Genomic DNA, 18,683 nt, shown 5'->3' with positions numbered 1-18,683 from the left:
AAACACTTGATCGATCCGCGCGATGTAGATCGGGTGGGCGTCCGCGCGCCGGGCGGGGAACCGCCGGTCGCGGGCTGATGTGCCGAACTGCTGGAGGAAGTTATGGGGAAGATCGGTGTCTGGCTGATCGGTGCCCGGGGATCGGTGGCCACGACCGCCGTCGCCGGGGCCGCGGCCATGCGCGCGGGACTGGCCGCGCGCACCGGCTGCGTGACCGAGTCGCCGGAGTTCGCCGGGGCTGAGCTGCCCGGGCTGGGGGACCTGGTCTTCGGAGGGCACGACGTCGTCGACACGCCGCTGGTCAAGCGGGCCGAGCACCTGGCCGCGGCGGGTGTCCTGCCCTCGGCGCTGCCCGCCGCCGTGAGCGCGGAGCTGGAGGCGGCCGAGGCCCGGCTGCGGCAGGCGCCGTCGGAAGGCGGGCAGGCGGCAGTCGACCGGATCGTCGCGGACCTCACCGAGTTCCGGGAGGGGCTGGACCACGTCGTCGTGGTCAACGTCTCCTCCACCGAACCGCCGTGCGCGCCGCACCCGGCGCACGCTTCCCTGGCCGCGCTGGAGAACGCGCTGGACACGCTGCCGCCTAGCGCGCTGTACGCCTACGCGGCCTTCCGCGCCGGCTGTGGCTTTGTCGACTTCACCCCGTCCACCGGCGCGCGCCTGCCCGCGCTCGACGAGCTGGCCCGGGCCACCGGGCAGCCGTACGCCGGCCGCGACGGCAAGACCGGCGAGACGCTGCTGCGGTCGGTGCTCGCGCCGATGTTCGCCCAGCGCGCGCTGAACGTCCTGGCGTGGTCGGGTACCAACCTGCTCGGCGGGGGCGACGGTGCCACGCTGTCCGACCCCGGCGCGGCGGCGAGCAAGAACGCGTCCAAGCAGCAGGTGCTTTCGCAGAACCTCGGGCGCGAGGTCGACGGCGAGGTGCACATCGACTACGTCCCGGCGCTCGGCGACTGGAAGACCGCCTGGGACCACGTGCTGTTCGAGGGGTTCCTCGGCGCGCGGATGACGCTGCAGCTCACCTGGCAGGGCTGCGACTCGGCGCTCGCCGCGCCGCTGGTGCTCGACCTCGCCCGGCTGACCGGCAAGGCCTGCCGCGACGGCGTGGCCGGGCCGGTGGCCGAGTTCGGGTTCTTCTTCAAGGACCCCGTCGGCGACGGCCCGCACGACCTGGCGGCGCAGTACGCGGCCCTGCGCGAGTGGGCGCACCGGTGAAGGCGCTCGTCGAACTCGTCCGCGCGCCCGCGGCGCTGACCGTGCCCGGGGACGCCGTCGCCGGGGCCGCCGCGGCCGGCTGGCCCTTCCGCCGCCGCACGCTGGCGCTGACCGGCGCGTCCGTCTGCATCTACTGGGCGGGCATGGCGCTCAACGACTACGCCGACCGCCACCTCGACGCCATGGAACGGCCCGAGCGGCCGATCCCGTCGGGCCGGGTCTCGCCGGGCGCCGCGCTCGGCGTGGCCACCGGGCTGACCGCGGGCGGGCTGGGCATCGCGGCCGCCGCCGGCGGGAAGCGGGCGCTGCGCGTCGCGCTGCCGCTGGCCGCGACCGTGTGGGCGTACGACTTCGTGCTCAAGGAGACCGCGCTCGGCCCGGCCGCGATGGCCGCCGCCCGCGCGCTCGACGTCCTGCTGGGTGCGGGCGGGGCGAAGCCCGCGCTGCCCGCGGCGCTGACCGTGGGGGCGCACACCTACGCCGTGACGACGCTGTCGCGGTCCGAGGTGCACGGCGCGAAGCCCGCGCTGCCCGCGGCCACCCTGGCCGCCACCGCGGGGGTCCGCGTCGCCGCCGGCCGCGTCGGGCCGCTGGCCTCGGCGCTGCTCGGGACGTACGCGCTGACCACCGGGCGGGCGCAGTACGACGCGGTCCGCGACCCGGCCGCGCCGAAGATCCGCCGCGCGGTCGGGGCCGGGATCCACGGCATGATCCCGTTGCAGGCCGGGCTGATCGCGCGGACCGGGGCGTGGCGCTCGGCGCTGGCCGTCGCCGCCGCGTTCCCGATCGCGCGGGCGCTGAGCCGGAAGGTGTCGCCGACATGAGGTTCGGGTACGGCACCAACGGCTTCGCCAACCACCGCCTCGGCGACGCCCTGCGCGTTCTGTCGGACCTCGGCTACGACGGCGTCGCGCTGACCCTCGACCACCAGCACCTCGACCCGTTCGGGCCGGACCTCGCCCGGCGCGTCGCGTCGCTGGCCGCCGAGCTGGACCGGCTCGGGTTGGCCGTAGTGATCGAGACCGGCGCGCGGTTCCTGCTGGACCCGTGGCGCAAGCACTCGCCGACGTTCCTCGACCCCGACCGCGCGCGCCGCGTCGAGTTCCTGACGCGGGCGGTGGAGATCGCCGCGGACCTGAACGCCGAGGCGGTTTCCTTCTGGAGCGGGAACAAACCCGCCGATCTGTCCACTGAGGACGCTTGGGTGCACCTGGTCGACGGCTGCGCCGACGTGCTCAAGGCGGCCGACGAGCACGACGTCAAGCTCGGCTTCGAACCGGAGCCGGGCATGCTGGTCGAAGACCTGGACGGCTACTTCGAGCTGGCCCGGCGGCTCGGCGACCCGCCGCGGTTCGGGCTGACGCTGGACATCGGGCACTGCCGGTGCAACGAGTCCGCGTCCGTGCCCGACTGCGTCCGCCGCGCGCTGCCGCGGCTGGTCAACGTGCAGATCGACGACATGCGCCGCGGCACCCACGAGCACCTGGAGTTCGGGCACGGCGAGATCGACTTCCCGCCGGTGCTGGAAGCGCTGTCGCCGTACCCCGGGCTGGTGGCCGTGGAACTGCCGCGGGACAGCCACGCGGCGCCGCGGATCGCCCGTGAGTCCCTCGAATTCCTGCGGAAGGCGGTGGCGGCGTGAACGCCTGGCTGGACAAGGCACTGCACGACGTCGCCGCCGATGCGACGGTCCTGCGCACGGTGTTCCCGGGCGTCGGCCGCCGGGTCGGCCGGGGCCCGTCCGACATTCCGGGATGGACGGTCGACGACGTGGCCCGAGTGGAACTGCTCAAGGCCGCGCCGGGCGCGGCCGCCGAGATGCCGGACCTCTACCGCTACGGCGACGCCGCCGAGAAGCGGGCCGTCCTGCGTGGACTGTCCGTCGTGGACACCGGCGACGCCGGGCTCGAGCTGGTCGCGGACGCCCTGCGCACCAACGACACCCGCCTGGTGACCGCCGCGATGGGGGAGTACGCCGCCACGCACCTCGACGACGCCGCCTACCGCCACGGCGTCCTCAAGTGCGTGTTCATGGGCATTCCCCTGGCCGGCATCGCCGGGCTCGACCGCCGGACCGACGAGGAGCTGCTGCGCATGATGCGGTCCTTCGCCGCCGAGCGCACCGCCGCGGGCCGCGACGTCCCCGCCGACCTCCTCCCGCTGCTGACCGAACAGGACGCCTGATGCGCATCTTCGACCCGCACATCCACATGAGCTCCCGGACCACCGACGACTACGCGGCGATGCGCGCGGCCGGGGTCCGCGCGCTCGTCGAGCCGGCGTTCTGGCTGGGGCAGCCCCGCACGAACGTCGGCAGCTTCACCGACTACTTCGACGCACTGGTCGGCTGGGAGCCGTTCCGCGCCAGCCAGTACGGCATCGCGCACCACTGCACGATCGCGTTGAACCCCAAGGAGGCCAACGACCCGCGCTGCACGCCGGTGCTCGACCTGCTGCCGCGTTACCTGGAGAAGGACGGCGTGGTCGCGGTCGGCGAGATCGGCTACGACTCGATGACCGCCGAGGAGGACAAGGCGTTCGCCGCGCAGCTCGCGCTGGCGATCGACCACGACCTCCCGGCGATGGTGCACACCCCGCACCGCGACAAGGCCGCCGGCACCGAGCGCAGCATCGCCGTCGTCCGCGAGTCGGGGATCGCGCCGGAACGCGTGGTGCTCGACCACCTCAACGAGGTGACCGTCGCGATGGTCAAGGAATCCGGCTCCTGGATGGGGTTCTCGATCTACCCGGACACCAAAATGGACGAAGAGCGGATGGTCGCGATCCTCCGCGAATACGGCACCGAGCGCGTCCTGGTGAACTCGGCCGCCGACTGGGGGAAGAGCGACCCGCTCAAGACCCGCAAGACCGGCGACGCGATGCTGGCCGCCGGGTTCACCGAGGACGACGTCGACCGGGTGCTGTGGCGCAACCCCGTCGAATTCTACGGCCAGAGCGGGCGGCTTTCGCTGGAATCCGACACCGTGGCCGCCGAGTTCGCGGGCAACTCGATCCTGCGGGGAGCGCGCAAGTGAGGTTCCGGCACCGCGACGGCTCGCTCGTCCACCTCGCCTACTGCACCAACGTGCACCAGGCCGAGGACCTCGACGGCGTGCTCGCCCAGCTGGCCCGCTTCGGCGAGCCGGTCCGCGAACGCCTCGGCGTGAGCCGGCTCGGGCTCGGCCTGTGGCTGGCCCGGCCGGTGGCTTCGGAGCTGGTGGCGAACCCGGCGGCGGTGGCCCGGCTGCGCGACGACCTGGCCACGCGCGGCCTGGAGGTCGTCACCTTCAACGGGTTCCCGTACCAGGGGTTCCACGACCCGGTCGTCAAGCACAAGGTGTACCGGCCGGACTGGTCGACGCCCGAGCGCACGCAGTACACGTTGGACCTGGCGAAGCTGCTGGCCGAGCTGCTCCCCGACGACGCGGCCCGGGGCAGCGTCTCGACGTTGCCGCTCGGCTGGCGCACGGAGTGGCAGGACGATCGCGGTCAGCTCGAACAGCTCGCCAAGGGACTGGCGGCGCAGGAACGTCCGGTGCGGGTGGCGTTCGAACCCGAACCCGGCTGCGTCATCGAGACGACCGCGCAGGCGGCGTCCCTGCTGTCCGATGTGGACACCGACTGGCTCGGCGTCTGCCTGGACACGTGCCACCTCGCCGTGGGCTTCGAGGACCCGGCCGCCGCGCTGGGACGGCTGGAAGCGGCCGGGCTGGACGTCGTCAAGCTGCAGGCGTCGGCGGCCCTGGAGGCCGCTTCGCCGAAGGACCCCGCGACCCGCCGGGCACTGGAGTCCTTTGTGGAACCCCGGTTCCTGCACCAGAGCAACGAAGGGGCCCCGCCGGGGGCCGACGACCTCGATCTGGCGCTCGCGGGCGGGCTCCCGGGCGAGGCGCCGTGGCGCGTGCACTTCCACGTGCCGCTGCACGCCGACCCGGCGCCGCCGCTGACGTCGACCCGGCCGGTGCTGGCCGCGACGCTGGCCGAGCTGTTCGGCGGCGCCACCGCGCGCACCGACCACGTCGAGGTCGAGACCTACACCTGGCAGGTGCTCCCGGACGCACCCGCCGACGACGCCGGGCTGGTCGCGGGCATCGCGGCCGAGCTGGACTGGACCCGGCGTTCCTTGATCGCACTAGGCTTGGAAGAGGTTTCGGAATGAGTTTGCTCGTGCTCGACGTCGTCGGACTGACCCCGCGGCTGCTGCCGCACATGCCCAACCTGCGCAAGATGGCCGAGCCCGGCTTCACCGCGCAGCTGGACACCGTGTTCCCGGCCGTGACGTGCTCGGTGCAGTCGACGTTCCTCACCGGCCTGCAGCCGGCCGAGCACGGGATCGTGGGCAACGGCTGGTACTTCCGCGACCTCGGCGAGATCTTCCTCTGGCGCCAGCACAACAAGCTGGTGCAGGGCGACAAGTTCTGGGACGCCGCCCGCCGCGCGCAGGCCGGGCACCGCGTCGCGAACGTCTGCTGGTGGTACGCGATGGGCATGGACGTCGACCTGACGGTGACCCCGCGGCCGATCTACCACGCCGACGGCAAGAAGTCCCCGGACGCCTACACCTACCCGCCGCAGCTGCACGACCGCCTGGTCGGCGACCTCGGCGAGTTCCCGCTGTTCACCTACTGGGGTCCGACGGCGGCGATCACGTCGTCGAAGTGGATCATCGCCGCGGCGCAGAAGATCATGGCCGAGGACAAGCCGGACACCACGCTCGTCTACATCCCGCACCTCGACTACGACCTCCAGCGCTTCGGTCCGGACGCGCCGCAGGCGGCGGCCGCCGCCCGCGAGATCGACACGGCCCTGAAACCGCTGCTGGACTTCGCGGCCGCGGGCGGGCACACCGTCGTCGCGCTCTCGGAGTACGGCATCACGAACGCGAGCCGGCCGGTCGACATCAACCGGGCGCTGCGTCGCGAAGGCCTGCTCAACGTGTACGTCCAGGCAGGCATGGAGTACCTGGACCCGTGGACGTCCCGGGCGTTCGCGGTGGCCGACCACCAGGTCGCGCACGTCTACGTCGCCGACCCGGCGGACATCCCGCGCGTGCGGGACATCGTCGCGGGACTGTCCGGTGTGGACGTCGTGCTCGACCGCGACGGGCAGGCGTCGATCGGCATCAACCACGAGCGCGCGGGCGAGCTGGTCGCGATCGCCGAGCCGGACGCGTGGTTCACGTACTACTACTGGCTGAGCGACGACCGCGCGCCGGACTTCGCGAAGACCGTCGAGATCCACCGCAAGCCCGGCTACGACCCGGCCGAGCTGTTCTTCGACCCGAACGACCCGGCGGTGAAGCTGAAGGCGGCGTCGGCGCTGGCGCGCAAGAAGCTCGGCCTGCGGTACTCGATGCAGGTCGTCCCGCTCGACCCGGCGCCGGTGCGCGGCAGCCACGGCCGGCTGCCCGACGCGCCCGAGGACGGGCCGGTGCTGCTGTGCTCGGACCCGTCGCTCGCGCGCGAAAAGATCCACGCCACCGAAGTCAAGGATCTGCTGCTCACGGCTATCCGCACCGAATAGGACGCACCCAGGAGGTCAGACATGGCACGACCGTTGACGTTGTTCACCGGGCAGTGGGCCGATCTGCCGTTCGAGGAGGTCTGCGAGCTGGCGAGCGGCTGGGGCTACGAAGGCCTCGAGATCGCCTGCTGGGGCGACCACTTCGAAGTGGACAAGGCGCTCGCCGACGACGCCTACGTCCCGGCGAAGCTCGCGACGCTGGCCAAGTACGACCTCAAGGTGTGGGCCATCTCGAACCACCTGGTGGGTCAGGCCGTCTGCGACCACCCGATCGACGAGCGGCACGAAGCCATCCTGCCCGCGCGGATCTGGGGCGACGGCGAACCCGAAGGCGTCCGGCAGCGGGCGGCGGCCGAAATGCAGGCCACCGCCCGCGCCGCGGCGAAGCTCGGGGTGTCCACAGTGGTCGGGTTCACCGGCTCGTCGATCTGGCACACGGTGGCGATGTTCCCGCCGGTGCCGCCGTCGATGATCGAGCGCGGGTACGCCGACTTCGCCACGCGCTGGAACCCGATCCTGGACGTGTTCGACGAAGTCGGCGTCCGCTTCGCCCACGAGGTGCACCCGAGCGAGATCGCCTACGACTACTGGAGCACCGTCCGGACGCTGGAGGCGATCGGGCACCGCCCGGCGTTCGGGCTAAACTTCGACCCGTCGCACTTCGTCTGGCAGGACCTCGACCCCGCCGGGTTCCTGTGGGACTTCAAGGACCGCATCTACCACGTCGACTGCAAGGAGGCCCGCAAGCAGCTCAACGGCCGCAACGGGCGGATGGGATCGCACCTGCCGTGGGCGGATCCGCGCCGCGGCTGGGACTTCGTCTCGACCGGCCACGGCGACGTCCCCTGGGAGGACGTCTTCCGGATGCTCAACGCCATCGGCTACGACGGCCCGATCTCCATCGAGTGGGAGGACGCGGGCATGGACCGCCTGACCGGCGCCCCCGAAGCCCTGGAGTTCGTTCGCAAGCTCAACTTCACCCCACCCACAGCGGCCTTCGACGCCGCCTTCTCCTCGAAGTAACCCCTCCCGGAGACGGCACTTTCACGTGAAAGTGCCGCTTGTCCACAGGGGGAGGTGCCGCTTTCACGTGAAAGCGGCGGTTGTCCACAGGCGGGTGGCCGCCAGCCCCGTCGGAAGGTGATCGAAACCGGCTTCGCGCCGCACCGGGGCGAAGCACGCTCAAAATCAGGAAGGAACCGGCATGTCTCCGTCCCCACCGAAGTGGGCGAGGCTGTTCGGCACCGCGTTGCTGGGTGCCGGCCTCCTGCTCACCGTCGACACCCCGGCCCGCGCGGACATCCCGCCCGCGGACTACCAGCAGGTCGCGCTCGCCACCGGCGCGGCCGAGCTGGGCGGCGAGGCGATGTCGCTCGCCGTGCTGCCCGACCGCTCGGTCGTGCACACCTCCCGCGACGGCACCGTCCGCGTCACCACCGCGGCCGGCGCCACGTCGATCGCGGGCAAGCTGAACGTCTACACGCACGACGAGGAAGGCCTCCAAGGCGTCGCCGCCGACCCCGGCTTCGCCACGAACCGGTTCGTCTGGCTGTACTACTCACCGCGGCTGTCCACACCGGACGGTGACGCGCCGACCGACGGCACCGAAGCGGACTTCGCGCCGTACAAGGGCGAACTGCACCTGTCCCGGTTCGTCCTGAAGACCGACAACACCCTCGACTTGGCCAGCGAGAAGGTCGTTCTGAAGGTCGCCAACGACCGAGGGCAGTGCTGCCACGTCGGCGGCGACATCGACTTCGACGCCGCGGGCAACCTCTACCTGACCACCGGCGACGACACGAACCCGTTCTCCTCGGACAGCTATTCGCCGATCGACGAACGGACCACGCGCAACCCGCAGTTCGACGCGCAGCGCTCGTCGGGCAACACGAACGACCTGCGCGGCAAGCTGCTGCGGATCCACCCGCAACCCGACGGGACGTACACGATCCCCTCCGGCAACCTCTTCGCACCCGGGACCGCGAGCACGCGCCCGGAGATCTACGCGATGGGCTTCCGCAACCCGTTCCGGATGAGTGTCGACAAGCCGACCGGGGTCGTCTACCTGGGCGACTACGGCCCGGACGCCGGCGTCACCAACCACGACCGCGGGCCGCAGGGCCAGGTCGAGTTCGACCGGATCACCGGGCCGGGCAACTTCGGCTGGCCGTACTGCACCGGGTCGAACACCACGACCGAGACGTACAACCACTACACGTTCCCGAGTGGACCGTCGGGCGCGAAGTACGACTGCGCGGGCGGTCCGACGAACTCGTCGTTCCGCAACACCGGGCTGGCCAAGCTGCCGGTGCCGAAGCCCGCGTGGATCAAGTACGCGGGCGACGAAGGCTCGCCGCCGGAGTTCGGCAGCGGCTCGGAGTCGCCGATGGGCGGGCCGGTCTACCGGTACGACGCGGCTTCGACGTCCACCGTCAAGTTCCCGCAGTCGTTGGACGGCAAGTACTTCGCGGGCGAGTACGGTCGCAAGTGGATCAAGGCGGTCACCGTCAACGCCGACGGGACGCGTGGGCCGATCGAGGACTTCCCGTGGAGCGGTACGCAGGTGATGGACATGGCGTTCGGCCCGGACGGCGCCCTCTACGTCCTCGACTACGGGACCGGCAGCGACAACCAGGCGCTGTACCGGATCGAGTACCTCGCGGGCACGAACCGCAACCCGGTCGCGAAGGCCGCGGCCGACAAGACGTCCGGGCCGAACCCGTTGACGGTCAACTTCTCTTCGGCGGGGAGCGCCGACCCCGAGGGCGGCGCGCTGACCTACCGCTGGGACTTCGGCGACGGCTCGTCGTCGACGGCGGCGAACCCGGCGCACACCTACACGACCAACGGCACGTACTCGCCGACGGTGACGGTGTCCGATCCGGAAGGGCTGACGGGCACGGCGAGTCTCGTCGTGACGGTCGGGAACACGGCGCCCACGGTGTCGCTGGCGTCGCCTGTGGACGGTCAGCTGTTCTCCTTCGGTGACACCGTGCCGTTCCAGGTGACCGGCAGCGACCCGGAAGACGGGCCGCTGGACTGCTCGAAGGTCAAGGTGACATACCTGCTCGGCCACGACAGCCACGAGCACCAGATCACGCAGGCAACCGGGTGTTCCGGCTCCATCGCGGTCCCGGTCGACGGGGAGCACGACGCCGCCGCGAACATCTACGGCGTCTTCGACGCGCAGTACACCGACCAGGGCGGGCTGACGTCGCACAGCGTCCGGAAGCTGCAGCCGCGGCACCGGCAGGGCGAGCACTTCTCGGCGCAGTCGGGGATCCAGCTCGCCGACCACGGCGCCGCGGAGGGCGGCCGGACGGTCGGGTACACCGACGACGGCGACTGGATCTCGTTCGCGCCGTACGCGCTGGGCAACGCCACGTCGATCACCGCGCGGGTCTCGTCGGGCGGCCCGGGCGGCACGCTGGAGGTGCGCGCGGGTTCGCCGACCGGCACCCTGCTCGGGTCGGCGGCCGTGGCCAACACCGGGAACTGGGACACGTTCGCCGACGTCACGGCGAACCTGGCTGCTCAGCCGGCCGGGACGACGACGCTGTACCTCGTGTTCAAGGGCGTGACCGGGCAGGGCAACCTGTTCGACCTGGACTCGTTCACGTTCACCACCGCCGCTTCGGCGGTCGAGGGCGAGTCGTTCACGTCCGGTTCCGGCGTGCAGATCGCGCCACACGCGGGCGCGAGCGGCGGCAACACCCTCGGCTACATCGAGAACGGCGACTGGGCCGGGTACGCGTCCGTGAGCACGGCGGGCGCGCGGTCCTTCACCGCGCGGATTTCGTCGGCCGGCGCGGGCGGGACGATCGAGATCCGCTCCGGCTCGGCCACCGGGACGCTGCTCGGGTCCGTGACCGTGCCGACGACCGGCGGCTGGGAGACGTTCCAGAACGTGACGACGTCGGTGTCGAGCGGCTCGGGAGCGCTGTTCCTGGTGTTCCGCGGCGGTTCCGGCTCCCTCTTCGACGTCGATTCCTTTACGCTGGGCGGTATGCCGACGCAGGTGGATCCGTCCTACGACGTACTGGTGTTCTCCAAGACGGCGGGCTTCCGCCACGACTCGATCCCGGCGGGCATCCAGGCCATTCGCGAACTGGGTGCGGCGCAAGGGTTCACCGTCACGGCCACCGAGGACGCGTCGGTGTTCACTTCGCTGTCCTCCTACGAAGCCGTGGTATTCCTTTCGACGACCGGTGATGTCCTGGACGCCACGCAGCAAGCGGCGTTCCAGTCCTATGTGGAAGGAGGCGGCGGCTACGTCGGCGTCCACGCGGCGGCGGACACGGAGTACGACTGGCCGTGGTACGGGCAGCTGGTCGGTGCGTGGTTCAAGAGCCACCCGGCGATCCAGCAGGCCCGCTTCGTGACCGAGGACAACACCCACCCGGCGACGGCCGGGCTGCCCGCGGTGTGGACGCGGACGGACGAGCTGTACAACTACCGGACGAACCCGCGCGGCAGCGTGCACGTGCTGCAGACGCTGGACGAGTCCAGCTACACGGGCGGCGAGATGGGCGCGGACCACCCGATCACGTGGTGCCACCCGCAGGGGAACGGCCGGGCGTTCTACACGGGACTCGGCCACACGATCGAGTCCTATTCGGACCCGGTGTTCCGCGCTTCCCTGCTGGGCGCGATCCGTTATGCCGCAGGTCTTGCTCCGGCTTCGTGCGGGGTGGCGTCGTCCACTGTGGAGGGTGAGTCGTTCACGTCGGGGTCGGGGGTGCAGGTCGCGTCCCACGCCCCGGCGAGCGGCGGCCAGACCCTGGGCTACATCGAGAACGGCGATTGGGCCGGGTACGCGTCGGTGAGCACTTCGGGCATCACGCGCTTCAGCGCGGTGGTGTCCTCGGCGGGCGCGGGCGGCACGATCGAGATCCGTTCCGGTTCGGCTACGGGTGCGTTGCTGGGGACGGTGACGGTGCCTGTCACGGGGAGCTGGGAGACGTTCCAGACGGTCTCGACCACCTTGTCACCCGGTTCCGGCCCCCTCCACCTCGTCTTCCGAGGTGGCGCGGGTTCGCTGTTCGACATCGACACCCTGACGGTGTCCTGAAGTCCGTGAAGGCCTCCTTACCGGCTCTTATGGCCGGTAAGGAGGCCTTCACGGCTTTTCAGCGCACGCCGAGCAGGTGCTCCAGAGCCAGCTGGTTGAGCCGCGTGAAGTGGTACCCGCGCTCGGCCGCCGCGTCCAGGTCGAAGTCGTCGTTCAGGACGTCGTCGAACGTCTCGCCCGGCGCCAGCGTCGGCGTCGACAGGTCCGGGACCCGCGAAGCCGCCAACGCCTCGGCCACCTCGGGGTCGGACCGGAACTTCGCCGCCTTCTCCTTCAGGATCAGGTACGTCCGCATGTTCGCCGCCGCCGAGACCCAGACGTCCGAGGGGTCCTCCGTGCGCAGCGGCTTGTAGTCGAAGTGGCGCGGGCCCTCGTAGCCGCCGTTCTCCAGCAGGTCCACCAGGAAGAACGCGCTCTTCACGTCGCCGTGGCCGAAGATCAGGTCCTGGTCGTACTTCGGGCCGTGCTGGCCGTTCAGGTCGATGTGGAACAGCTTGCCCTGCCACAGCGCCTGCGCGATGCCGTGCACGAAGTTCAGGCCCGCCATCTGCTCGTGCCCCACCTCCGGGTTCAGCCCGAACATCTCCGGCCGCGCCAGCTGCGAGATGAAGCCCAGCGCGTGGCCGATCGTCGGCAGCAGGATGTCGCCGCGGGGCTCGTTCGGCTTCGGCTCCAGCGCGAACCGCAGCGAGTAGCCCTTCTCCACGACGTAGTCCGCCAGCAGGTCGAGGCCCTCCTTGTAGCGGGCCAGCGCCGCGCGGACGTCCTTCGCGCCGTCGGACTCCGCGCCCTCGCGGCCACCCCACACCACGTACGTCTCCGCGCCGAGCTCGGCCGCCAGGTCGATGTTGCGGCGGACCTTGCGCAGCGCGTAGCGGCGGACGTCGCGGTCGTTGCTGGTCAGGCCGCCGTCCTTGAACACCGGGTGGGTGAACAGGTTCGTCGTCGCCATCGGCACCTTCAGGCCGGTCTCGGCCAGCGCCTTGCGGAACGCCTCGATCGCCTTGTCGCGGTCGGGTTCGGTGGCCAGCAGGTCGTCGTCGTGGAAGGTCACGCCGTACGCGCCCAGCTCCGCCAGCCGGTGGACGCTCTCCACCGGGTCCAGCGGCGGCCGTGTCGCGACCCCGAACGGGTCGTTCGCCGGCCAGCCCACGGTCCAGAGGCCGAAGGTGAACTTGTCGGCCGGCCGGGGGGCGTAGTCGCTCATGACGATCCCTTCATTTAGTTCACGATGTAGACTAAATATGCGCCGAGGGGATCCCGGGCGTCAAGGGGGCCGGTTAAAGTGCACAGCAGGAGGGGACGAGATGACCCAGGCCGTGCGGCACGAGGAGATGCGCGCCCGCAACCTCGAGGTGGTGCTGGGCGCGGTCCACCGCGGCGGCGCGCTGACCCGCGCCGCGCTCGCCGAGGTCACCGGCCTGACCAAGTCCACGGTGAGCAAGCTGGTCGGCGACCTGGTCGACGCGGGGCTGCTCGCCGAAACCGGCCCGGCCCGGGCGGGCGAACGCGGCCGCCCCGGCGTGGCGGTCGTGCTCAGCGGGGCTCGCGTGGCGTCGCTCGGGCTCGAAATCAACGTCGACTACCTCGCCGGGCGCGTGCTCGACCTCACCGGCGGCGTCCGGTTCGCCGCCCGCCGCGAGCGCGACAACCGCGGCTCGCGGCCGAAGAAGGTCCTGGGGGAGCTGCAGGCGCTCGCCACCGAGGCGCTCGCCGAGGCCCACCGGCTCGGCCTCGAGGTCGCGGGCGCGGTGCTCGCGGTGTCCGGCCCGGTCGGCGACGGCGTCCTCTTCAGCGCCCCCAACCTCGGCTGGCAGGACGTCCGCCCGGCCGACCTGCTGCGCCTGCCGATCCCGGTCGAGCTGGACAACGAAGCGAACCTCGCGGCCCTCGGCGAGCTCTGGTACGGCGACGGCGAACGCGACTTCCTCTACGTCTCCGGCGAAGTCGGCATCGGCGCCGGCCTGGTCGTCGACGGCACGCTGTTCGCCGGTGCCCGCGGCCTTGCCGGCGAGCTGGGCCACGTCGTCGTCGCGCCCCAGGGCCCGCTCTGCCGCTGCGGCGGGAACGGCTGCCTGGAGACCTTCGCGGGCCAGGAAGCGTTGCTGGCGGCCGGAAACGCGCCGACGCTGCCCGCGTTCGTGGCCGCGCTGGCGGATGGCGACCGCGCGGCGCGGGAAGCGTGCGAGGCCGCGGGGAAGGCCCTCGGCATCGCCCTGACGTCGGCGGTGAACCTCCTGGACCTCGACCGCGTCGTGCTGGGCGGGGTGTTCACCCAGCTGTACCCGTGGCTGTCCGGACCGGTGTCGGAGGTGCTCGCCACCCGCCTCGGCGGCCTCCGCGGCGCGCCGCCGGTGCTGACCGCGTCACGTCTCGGTGGCGACGCGGCGACGCTGGGGGCGGCGGGCCGGGTCGTGCACCGCGTGCTCGCCGACCCGGCGCCGTTCGTCAGCCGGGCTCAGGAGGCGTAAGCGCCAGGGCCTCGGCGAAGCCGGGCCGGTCCGGCACCTCAGGAGGCGACCTGCGCCGCCCAGTAGCGGGTCCGGTCCAGGTAAGCGGTTTCCGAGGCCGTCCCCGACGTCCCGTAGGCCCCGGCGAACGTCTCGTACCCCGCGGCGGGCGGCGAAGACCGCGCGGGCTCGATGACCGACCCCTCGTGCCACTCGTTGAACGACGTCACCGAAACCCAGTCCGCCTGGGAAGAAAGCGCGTTCTGCCACTCGCGGTCGTAGGTCGCGCCGTTGTCCCGCGCCAGTGTCGGGGTCGTGTTGCCCGGCACCGCGCGGTCGTCGACGTACCCCGGACCCACCGAAGGCGCCCACACGAGCCCGTTCGCCTCGCAGTACGCCCCGGCCTCGCGCCAGCCCGGCGCGGTGGCCCCGGCGATCGCGTCGTAGGTGTACATCCCGCCGAAGTGCGCGACCTTGCTCGTGTCGGTCGTCTGCGCCAGCACGATCGCCGACGAGCGCACCTGGTCCAGCGCCGTCCAGTCGGTGATCCGCAAGCTTTCGAAGACGTAGAACGCGGGGCTCGCACCGTACCGGCCCAAGAGGTAGTTCACATCGGCCACAGTGGACGCCGCCGTCCGGCCGCTGTACGGCTCGAGGTGCCACGCGACCTTGATCCCGTGCCGGGCCGCGGCTTCCAGCACGCCGGCCGCCAGACCGTCCTCATAGGACCCTTGGCCCCACCAGCTGTACACGATCACCCCGGCGCCGGACTGCTCGATCCAGCGCATGTGCTGTTCGACCGCGCCGGAGAAATCGCCGGAGTCGTACGGCCCCAGCACCGGGTAGAAGTTCGCGCCGATGTCGGACGGCGGTGTGTGGCCGCCCTGCGTCCAGTGCCGGTAGCCGGTGGAACCGCCGCCGTACCACGGGTAGTAGAACAACTGGGTCCGGGAAGACAGCCGGCGCATGGTCCCGACCATACGGGCACGCGCCGAAACACGGCAAGACTTCACCGCACATACGCAAACTTGCGTCGGAAACCCACCAAACACAGCGAAAACCGCCCCGGGCGCACCCGGGGCGGTTTCCGTTGAGCGGGACTAGCTCACCGCGTTGATCAGCACCAGCGAGGAGCCGACCGTGACACCGGTGTCGGTCTGCACGGTCAGCTGACCGCGCAGGGTGCGGCCCGCGGCCGGGGCCGCCGTGGCGGTCACCGTCGCCGGCACCGTCCACGAGCTGCCCGACGCGTGCGCCGCGTTGGCGTCGGTCACCGCGACCGAACCGAAGCCCGGGTTGGTGAAGACGTCGAGGTAGTCGAACTCGGTCGTGCCCGAGGGCACCGCGTACCCGTCGACCAGCGCGACCCAGACGCCCGCGGCCGGGTTGGCCACGGTCACCGACTCCTCGGAGTCACCGTCCGCGCTGACCGCCGCCTGCACGCAGGAGCCGGTCGTGCAGTTGTACAGCACCAGGTCCAGGTCGGCGCCGACGTCGGACGTCTTGCCGATCGTGGCCGTCAGCGACGTCGAGCCCGGCGTCACCGCGATCTGGTACTGCTGCTGCGCGCCCTCGCCGATCGACGGCCGCGCCACCTTCGCGCTGCCCAGCGTGGCGCCGTTCAGCTTGCCGGTGAACCCGCCGAGCGTGTTCGTCACGGTGTAGGACCGCGCGATCGGCGTGTTCAGCGTGGCCGACGCGATCGTGTCCGGGTTCGGCGAGATCGCCGTGCCCAGCACCGAAGCCGACAGCTTGTACGCCGCGTCGGCCACGTCGGACGTCCGGCGCGCCTCGACGACGATCTCCCACACGCCCGGGAGCGGGTTGGCGATCGTGCGGCTGGTCGGCGTGCCACCGGGGCAGCCGGCACCCGCGTCGGGGAGGTAGCAGTACGTCGTGGACGTGCTGGCCTCGGCCGGGACACCGGTCGGGTCGTAGCGCAGGAAGCGCACCTGGCTCTTGCCCGGCGCGCCGGCGCCGGCGTCCAGGTCCACCTTCAGCGCGCTGGCGCCCTGCGGCACCCGCACGAAGTAGCTGGTCGCCTGGTTGCGGGCGATCTTGCCGGCCACGTCGACCTGGAAGCCCTTGTCGGCGGTGAACTCCTGCGGCGCGAAGACCGTGTTGAGGGTCTGCACGTCGATGCCGACGGTCAGCGGGTTGTCCAGGTACAGCAGCGCCGAGTGGGCGCCCGCGGTCTTCGGGTTCACCTTGACGTCGAACTTCACCGGCGTGTTCAGCGGCAGGACCACCGTGGACTTCGACGAGAACGTGCCGTCGTTGCCCGTCCACCGCGCGAAGTACGGCACCGGCTGCGCCGAGCCCGTGGTGCGGGTGATCGTGTAGGTCCGGGTGTAGGCCTTGCCCGTGGTCACGCCTTCGCGGTCGTGGATGCCCACGCCCGTGTTCGGCGTCGCCAGCAGGTTCGACAGCGCCGTGTGCACCTCGACCGACGTCGAGACGGCGTCCGGCTTCGGGTTCAGCGACAGCGCGACGAACGCGGCCGGGACGTTGAACAGCCCCGCGCCCTGGGCGTACGCGCTGATGCCCGGCACGAACCGCGCGGTCGACTTGATCGCCGCGCGCAGCTGCGCCACCGGCGGCCGCTGGCCCTGGTGCGTCGCCTTGTACGCGCTCACCAGCAGCGCCGCCGCGCCGGTCGCCTGCGGCGCCGCCATCGACGTGCCCTGCAGCATGGCGTAACCGGCGGGCAGGGTGTACGTCCCGGCCACCGGGCCCGGCGCCTCCCAGCGCGGGGTGGTGGCGATCGCCGCGCCGGGCGCGATGATGTCCGGCTTGAAGCCGCCGTCCTCACGCGGGCCGCGCGAGGAGAACGGGTGCAGCGACTCGGCGTTCGCGGTGACCGAGCCGTAGTTCGACAGCCAGGTCTCCTTGGTGATGTACGAGCCGACCGAGATCGCGTCCGTGGCCACCGACGGGTCGCCGACGGTGTTCGCCCCGGCGCCGCTGTTGCCCGCCGAGATGAAGATCTGGACGTTGTACTCGGCGATCGTGCGGTTGTAGAGCTCCGCGCGGGCGTTGTTGCCGTCGTTGAGCGCCGGCAGGCCGCCGATCGAGATGTTGATGACGTCGGCGCCGTGGCTGGCCGCGTAGACGACACCGTCGATCAGGCCCGACGAGGTGCACGCGCTGCCGGTGAGGCAGACCTTGACCGCCAGCACCTTCGCGCCGGGGGCCGCACCGTCCATCTTGCCGCCGAAGAGGTCGTTGCCGGTCGCGATGCCGGCGACGTGCGAACCGTGCTCGGCGCCGGCGATGCCGATGCCGACGTAACCCGGCTTGTCGGTCTGGACCACGAACGCCATCCGCTCGGCGATGTCCGTGGCCGGGTTGTCGGTGCCGAAGAAGCCGACGTCGTACTTCTTGGCGTAGTCGGTCATCGGCTTCTCGTCGGTGAAGTCGCCGTTGCCGTTGAGGTCGACCCGGACCTCCTTGGTCGCCGGGTCGAGCAGCACGCCCCACGAGTCGGCGCGGTCGCCGTCGCGGTTGATGTCGCCGCCGGTCTCGCTGTCCGCGGCGCCCAGGTCGCCCGCGGTCTCGCCGAACACGCCGAAGGTGTACGGGCCGCCGGTCGCCGGGGCCGTCCAGCTCTTGCCGTTCGCGGTGAAGGTGCCGGTGTAGGTCTGCGTGGACTGCTTGACCCAGGTGCCGTCACCGGAGTTGGTGGCGTTGGCGTTGTACCAGTCGACGATCTTGCGTTCGCCGTGGCTGGTGGTGGCCAGCGCGGGGGAGTCGAGGTCGACGCCGGAGTCGAGCACCGCGACCGTGGTGTCCTTGCCGTCCCAGTTGGGCAGGACCTGGCCGAACTGCGCCGCGTAGGTGTCCCCGGTCGGCAGGTACGGGTTGACGCGCGGGGTGTCCTTGCCCGGGGCCGGCTGCGGCAGCGGGGTGGTCGCGCCGTCGGGCTTCGGGTCGTCGCGCATGATCAGGCCGTCGACGTCGACGGCGTTCACGGACTTGAGCTTCGCGGCCTTCTCGGCCTTGTCCGTGGGGACGGTGACCTTGACGTAGTCGAGCTTGGTGTCGGTGGACTGGACGACGCCGCCGAGGGCCTTGAGCTCGTTGACGGCGGCACCGGTCTGGCCCTTTTCCGCCGCGATCAGCAGCGTGACGTCGGGCTTGCCGGCCTTCTCGGCCTCGGCGACGAGTGCGCGGTCGTGCTCGTCGAGGGTCTTGCCGTCGGCCGCGCCCGAGGTGGGCGGGGCCGGCTGGGCGGACGCCACGGGAACGGCGACGCCGAGGACGGAGGCGCCGAGTGCGGTGGCGAGGACGGTGATCCCGGCCCGCCGTCTCCAGCGCGATCTGTGCTGTGTCACTGAAACGACCCTTCGTGAAGATGTGCGTCCGAGCAGTACACCGTGTGGGATCTTCGTCAGCAATAAGACAGTTAGCCCAAAGACCGCAATTGG

The 18,683-nt window shown here is 71.4% G+C and carries 13 protein-coding genes; 10 read left to right on the top strand and 3 right to left on the bottom strand.

Annotated elements, in window-relative coordinates:
* The first annotated feature begins 102 nt into the window (after positions 1 to 102).
* From EIY87_RS38325 to EIY87_RS38285, 9 genes are all read left to right on the top strand, one after another.
* Positions 103 to 1,212, top strand: coding sequence for an inositol-3-phosphate synthase (locus EIY87_RS38325; RefSeq protein WP_125314830.1), 1,110 nt, complete (start codon positions 103 to 105; stop codon positions 1,210 to 1,212).
* Entirely contained in the window at positions 1,209 to 2,036 is an 828-nt protein-coding gene (locus EIY87_RS38320) for an SCO3242 family prenyltransferase (protein WP_191984433.1), read from the top strand. Before EIY87_RS38325 ends, EIY87_RS38320 begins: the two co-directional genes overlap by 4 nt.
* The gene (locus tag EIY87_RS49190; RefSeq protein WP_125314828.1) at positions 2,033 to 2,854 is read left to right on the top strand and encodes a sugar phosphate isomerase/epimerase family protein; all 822 of its coding nucleotides are present in this window, start codon (positions 2,033 to 2,035) and stop codon (positions 2,852 to 2,854) included. The genes EIY87_RS38320 and EIY87_RS49190 overlap by 4 nt, the downstream gene beginning before the upstream one ends.
* On the top strand, positions 2,851 to 3,396 hold the full coding sequence (locus EIY87_RS49185; protein WP_125314827.1) for an EboA domain-containing protein: 546 nt from the start codon (positions 2,851 to 2,853) through the stop codon (positions 3,394 to 3,396). The genes EIY87_RS49190 and EIY87_RS49185 overlap by 4 nt, the downstream gene beginning before the upstream one ends.
* On the top strand, positions 3,396 to 4,247 hold the full coding sequence (locus EIY87_RS38305) for a TatD family hydrolase (protein ID WP_125314826.1): 852 nt from the start codon (positions 3,396 to 3,398) through the stop codon (positions 4,245 to 4,247). Before EIY87_RS49185 ends, EIY87_RS38305 begins: the two co-directional genes overlap by 1 nt.
* Positions 4,244 to 5,371, top strand: a complete 1,128-nt coding sequence (gene eboE / locus EIY87_RS38300; RefSeq protein WP_125314825.1) for a metabolite traffic protein EboE — start codon at positions 4,244 to 4,246, stop codon at positions 5,369 to 5,371. The genes EIY87_RS38305 and eboE overlap by 4 nt, the downstream gene beginning before the upstream one ends.
* Positions 5,368 to 6,735 carry a nucleotide pyrophosphatase/phosphodiesterase family protein gene (locus EIY87_RS38295; protein ID WP_125314824.1) on the top strand — a complete coding sequence of 456 codons (1,368 nt, stop codon included), beginning with the start codon at positions 5,368 to 5,370 and terminating at the stop codon, positions 6,733 to 6,735. The genes eboE and EIY87_RS38295 overlap by 4 nt, the downstream gene beginning before the upstream one ends.
* Positions 6,736 to 6,756: 21 nt before the next feature.
* Complete coding sequence (locus EIY87_RS38290; RefSeq protein WP_125314823.1) at positions 6,757 to 7,758, top strand: sugar phosphate isomerase/epimerase family protein; 1,002 nt, start codon at positions 6,757 to 6,759, stop codon at positions 7,756 to 7,758.
* Positions 7,759 to 7,939: 181 nt separating this feature from the next.
* Positions 7,940 to 11,806 carry a carbohydrate-binding protein gene (locus tag EIY87_RS38285; protein WP_125314822.1) on the top strand — a complete coding sequence of 1,289 codons (3,867 nt, stop codon included), beginning with the start codon at positions 7,940 to 7,942 and terminating at the stop codon, positions 11,804 to 11,806.
* A 58-nt stretch (positions 11,807 to 11,864) separates the two neighbouring features.
* Here the strand turns inward: EIY87_RS38285 and xylA are convergent, their stop codons facing one another.
* Positions 11,865 to 13,013, bottom strand: a complete 1,149-nt coding sequence (gene xylA / locus EIY87_RS38280) for a xylose isomerase (RefSeq protein ID WP_125314821.1) — start codon at positions 13,011 to 13,013, stop codon at positions 11,865 to 11,867.
* A 100-nt stretch (positions 13,014 to 13,113) separates the two neighbouring features.
* On the opposite strand from xylA, the gene EIY87_RS38275 reads away from it, so the two are divergent.
* A complete protein-coding gene (locus EIY87_RS38275) occupies positions 13,114 to 14,277 on the top strand; it encodes an ROK family transcriptional regulator (RefSeq protein WP_125314820.1) in 1,164 nt (387 codons plus the stop codon).
* Positions 14,278 to 14,315: 38 nt separating this feature from the next.
* Here EIY87_RS38275 and EIY87_RS38270 read toward each other — a convergent pair whose 3' ends face one another.
* A complete protein-coding gene (locus EIY87_RS38270; protein WP_225440306.1) occupies positions 14,316 to 15,224 on the bottom strand; it encodes a glycoside hydrolase family 99 protein in 909 nt (302 codons plus the stop codon).
* A 132-nt stretch (positions 15,225 to 15,356) separates the two neighbouring features.
* Complete coding sequence (locus tag EIY87_RS38265; RefSeq protein ID WP_125314818.1) at positions 15,357 to 18,590, bottom strand: S8 family serine peptidase; 3,234 nt, start codon at positions 18,588 to 18,590, stop codon at positions 15,357 to 15,359.
* Between the last annotated feature and the right edge of the window lie 93 nt (positions 18,591 to 18,683).

The organism is Amycolatopsis eburnea, from assembly GCF_003937945.1.
GTDB classification, from domain to species: domain Bacteria; phylum Actinomycetota; class Actinomycetes; order Mycobacteriales; family Pseudonocardiaceae; genus Amycolatopsis; species Amycolatopsis eburnea.
Note: the sequence above shows the minus strand (reverse complement) of the source record. Positions and strands in the feature narration are given on the sequence as shown.

What these genes read in the sequence shown, in the direction of transcription:
- EIY87_RS38270 (WP_225440306.1), bottom strand. Translation starts at nt 15,224, where the DNA reads ATGCGCCGGCTGTCTTCCCGGACCCAGTTGTTCTACTACCCGTGGTAC.
- EIY87_RS38275 (WP_125314820.1), top strand. Translation starts at nt 13,114, where the DNA reads ATGACCCAGGCCGTGCGGCACGAGGAGATGCGCGCCCGCAACCTCGAG.
- EIY87_RS38285 (WP_125314822.1), top strand. Translation starts at nt 7,940, where the DNA reads ATGTCTCCGTCCCCACCGAAGTGGGCGAGGCTGTTCGGCACCGCGTTG.
- EIY87_RS38305 (WP_125314826.1), top strand. Translation starts at nt 3,396, where the DNA reads ATGCGCATCTTCGACCCGCACATCCACATGAGCTCCCGGACCACCGAC.
- EIY87_RS38290 (WP_125314823.1), top strand. Translation starts at nt 6,757, where the DNA reads ATGGCACGACCGTTGACGTTGTTCACCGGGCAGTGGGCCGATCTGCCG.
- EIY87_RS38295 (WP_125314824.1), top strand. Translation starts at nt 5,368, where the DNA reads ATGAGTTTGCTCGTGCTCGACGTCGTCGGACTGACCCCGCGGCTGCTG.
- EIY87_RS49190 (WP_125314828.1), top strand. Translation starts at nt 2,033, where the DNA reads ATGAGGTTCGGGTACGGCACCAACGGCTTCGCCAACCACCGCCTCGGC.
- EIY87_RS38325 (WP_125314830.1), top strand. Translation starts at nt 103, where the DNA reads ATGGGGAAGATCGGTGTCTGGCTGATCGGTGCCCGGGGATCGGTGGCC.
- xylA (WP_125314821.1), bottom strand. Translation starts at nt 13,013, where the DNA reads ATGAGCGACTACGCCCCCCGGCCGGCCGACAAGTTCACCTTCGGCCTC.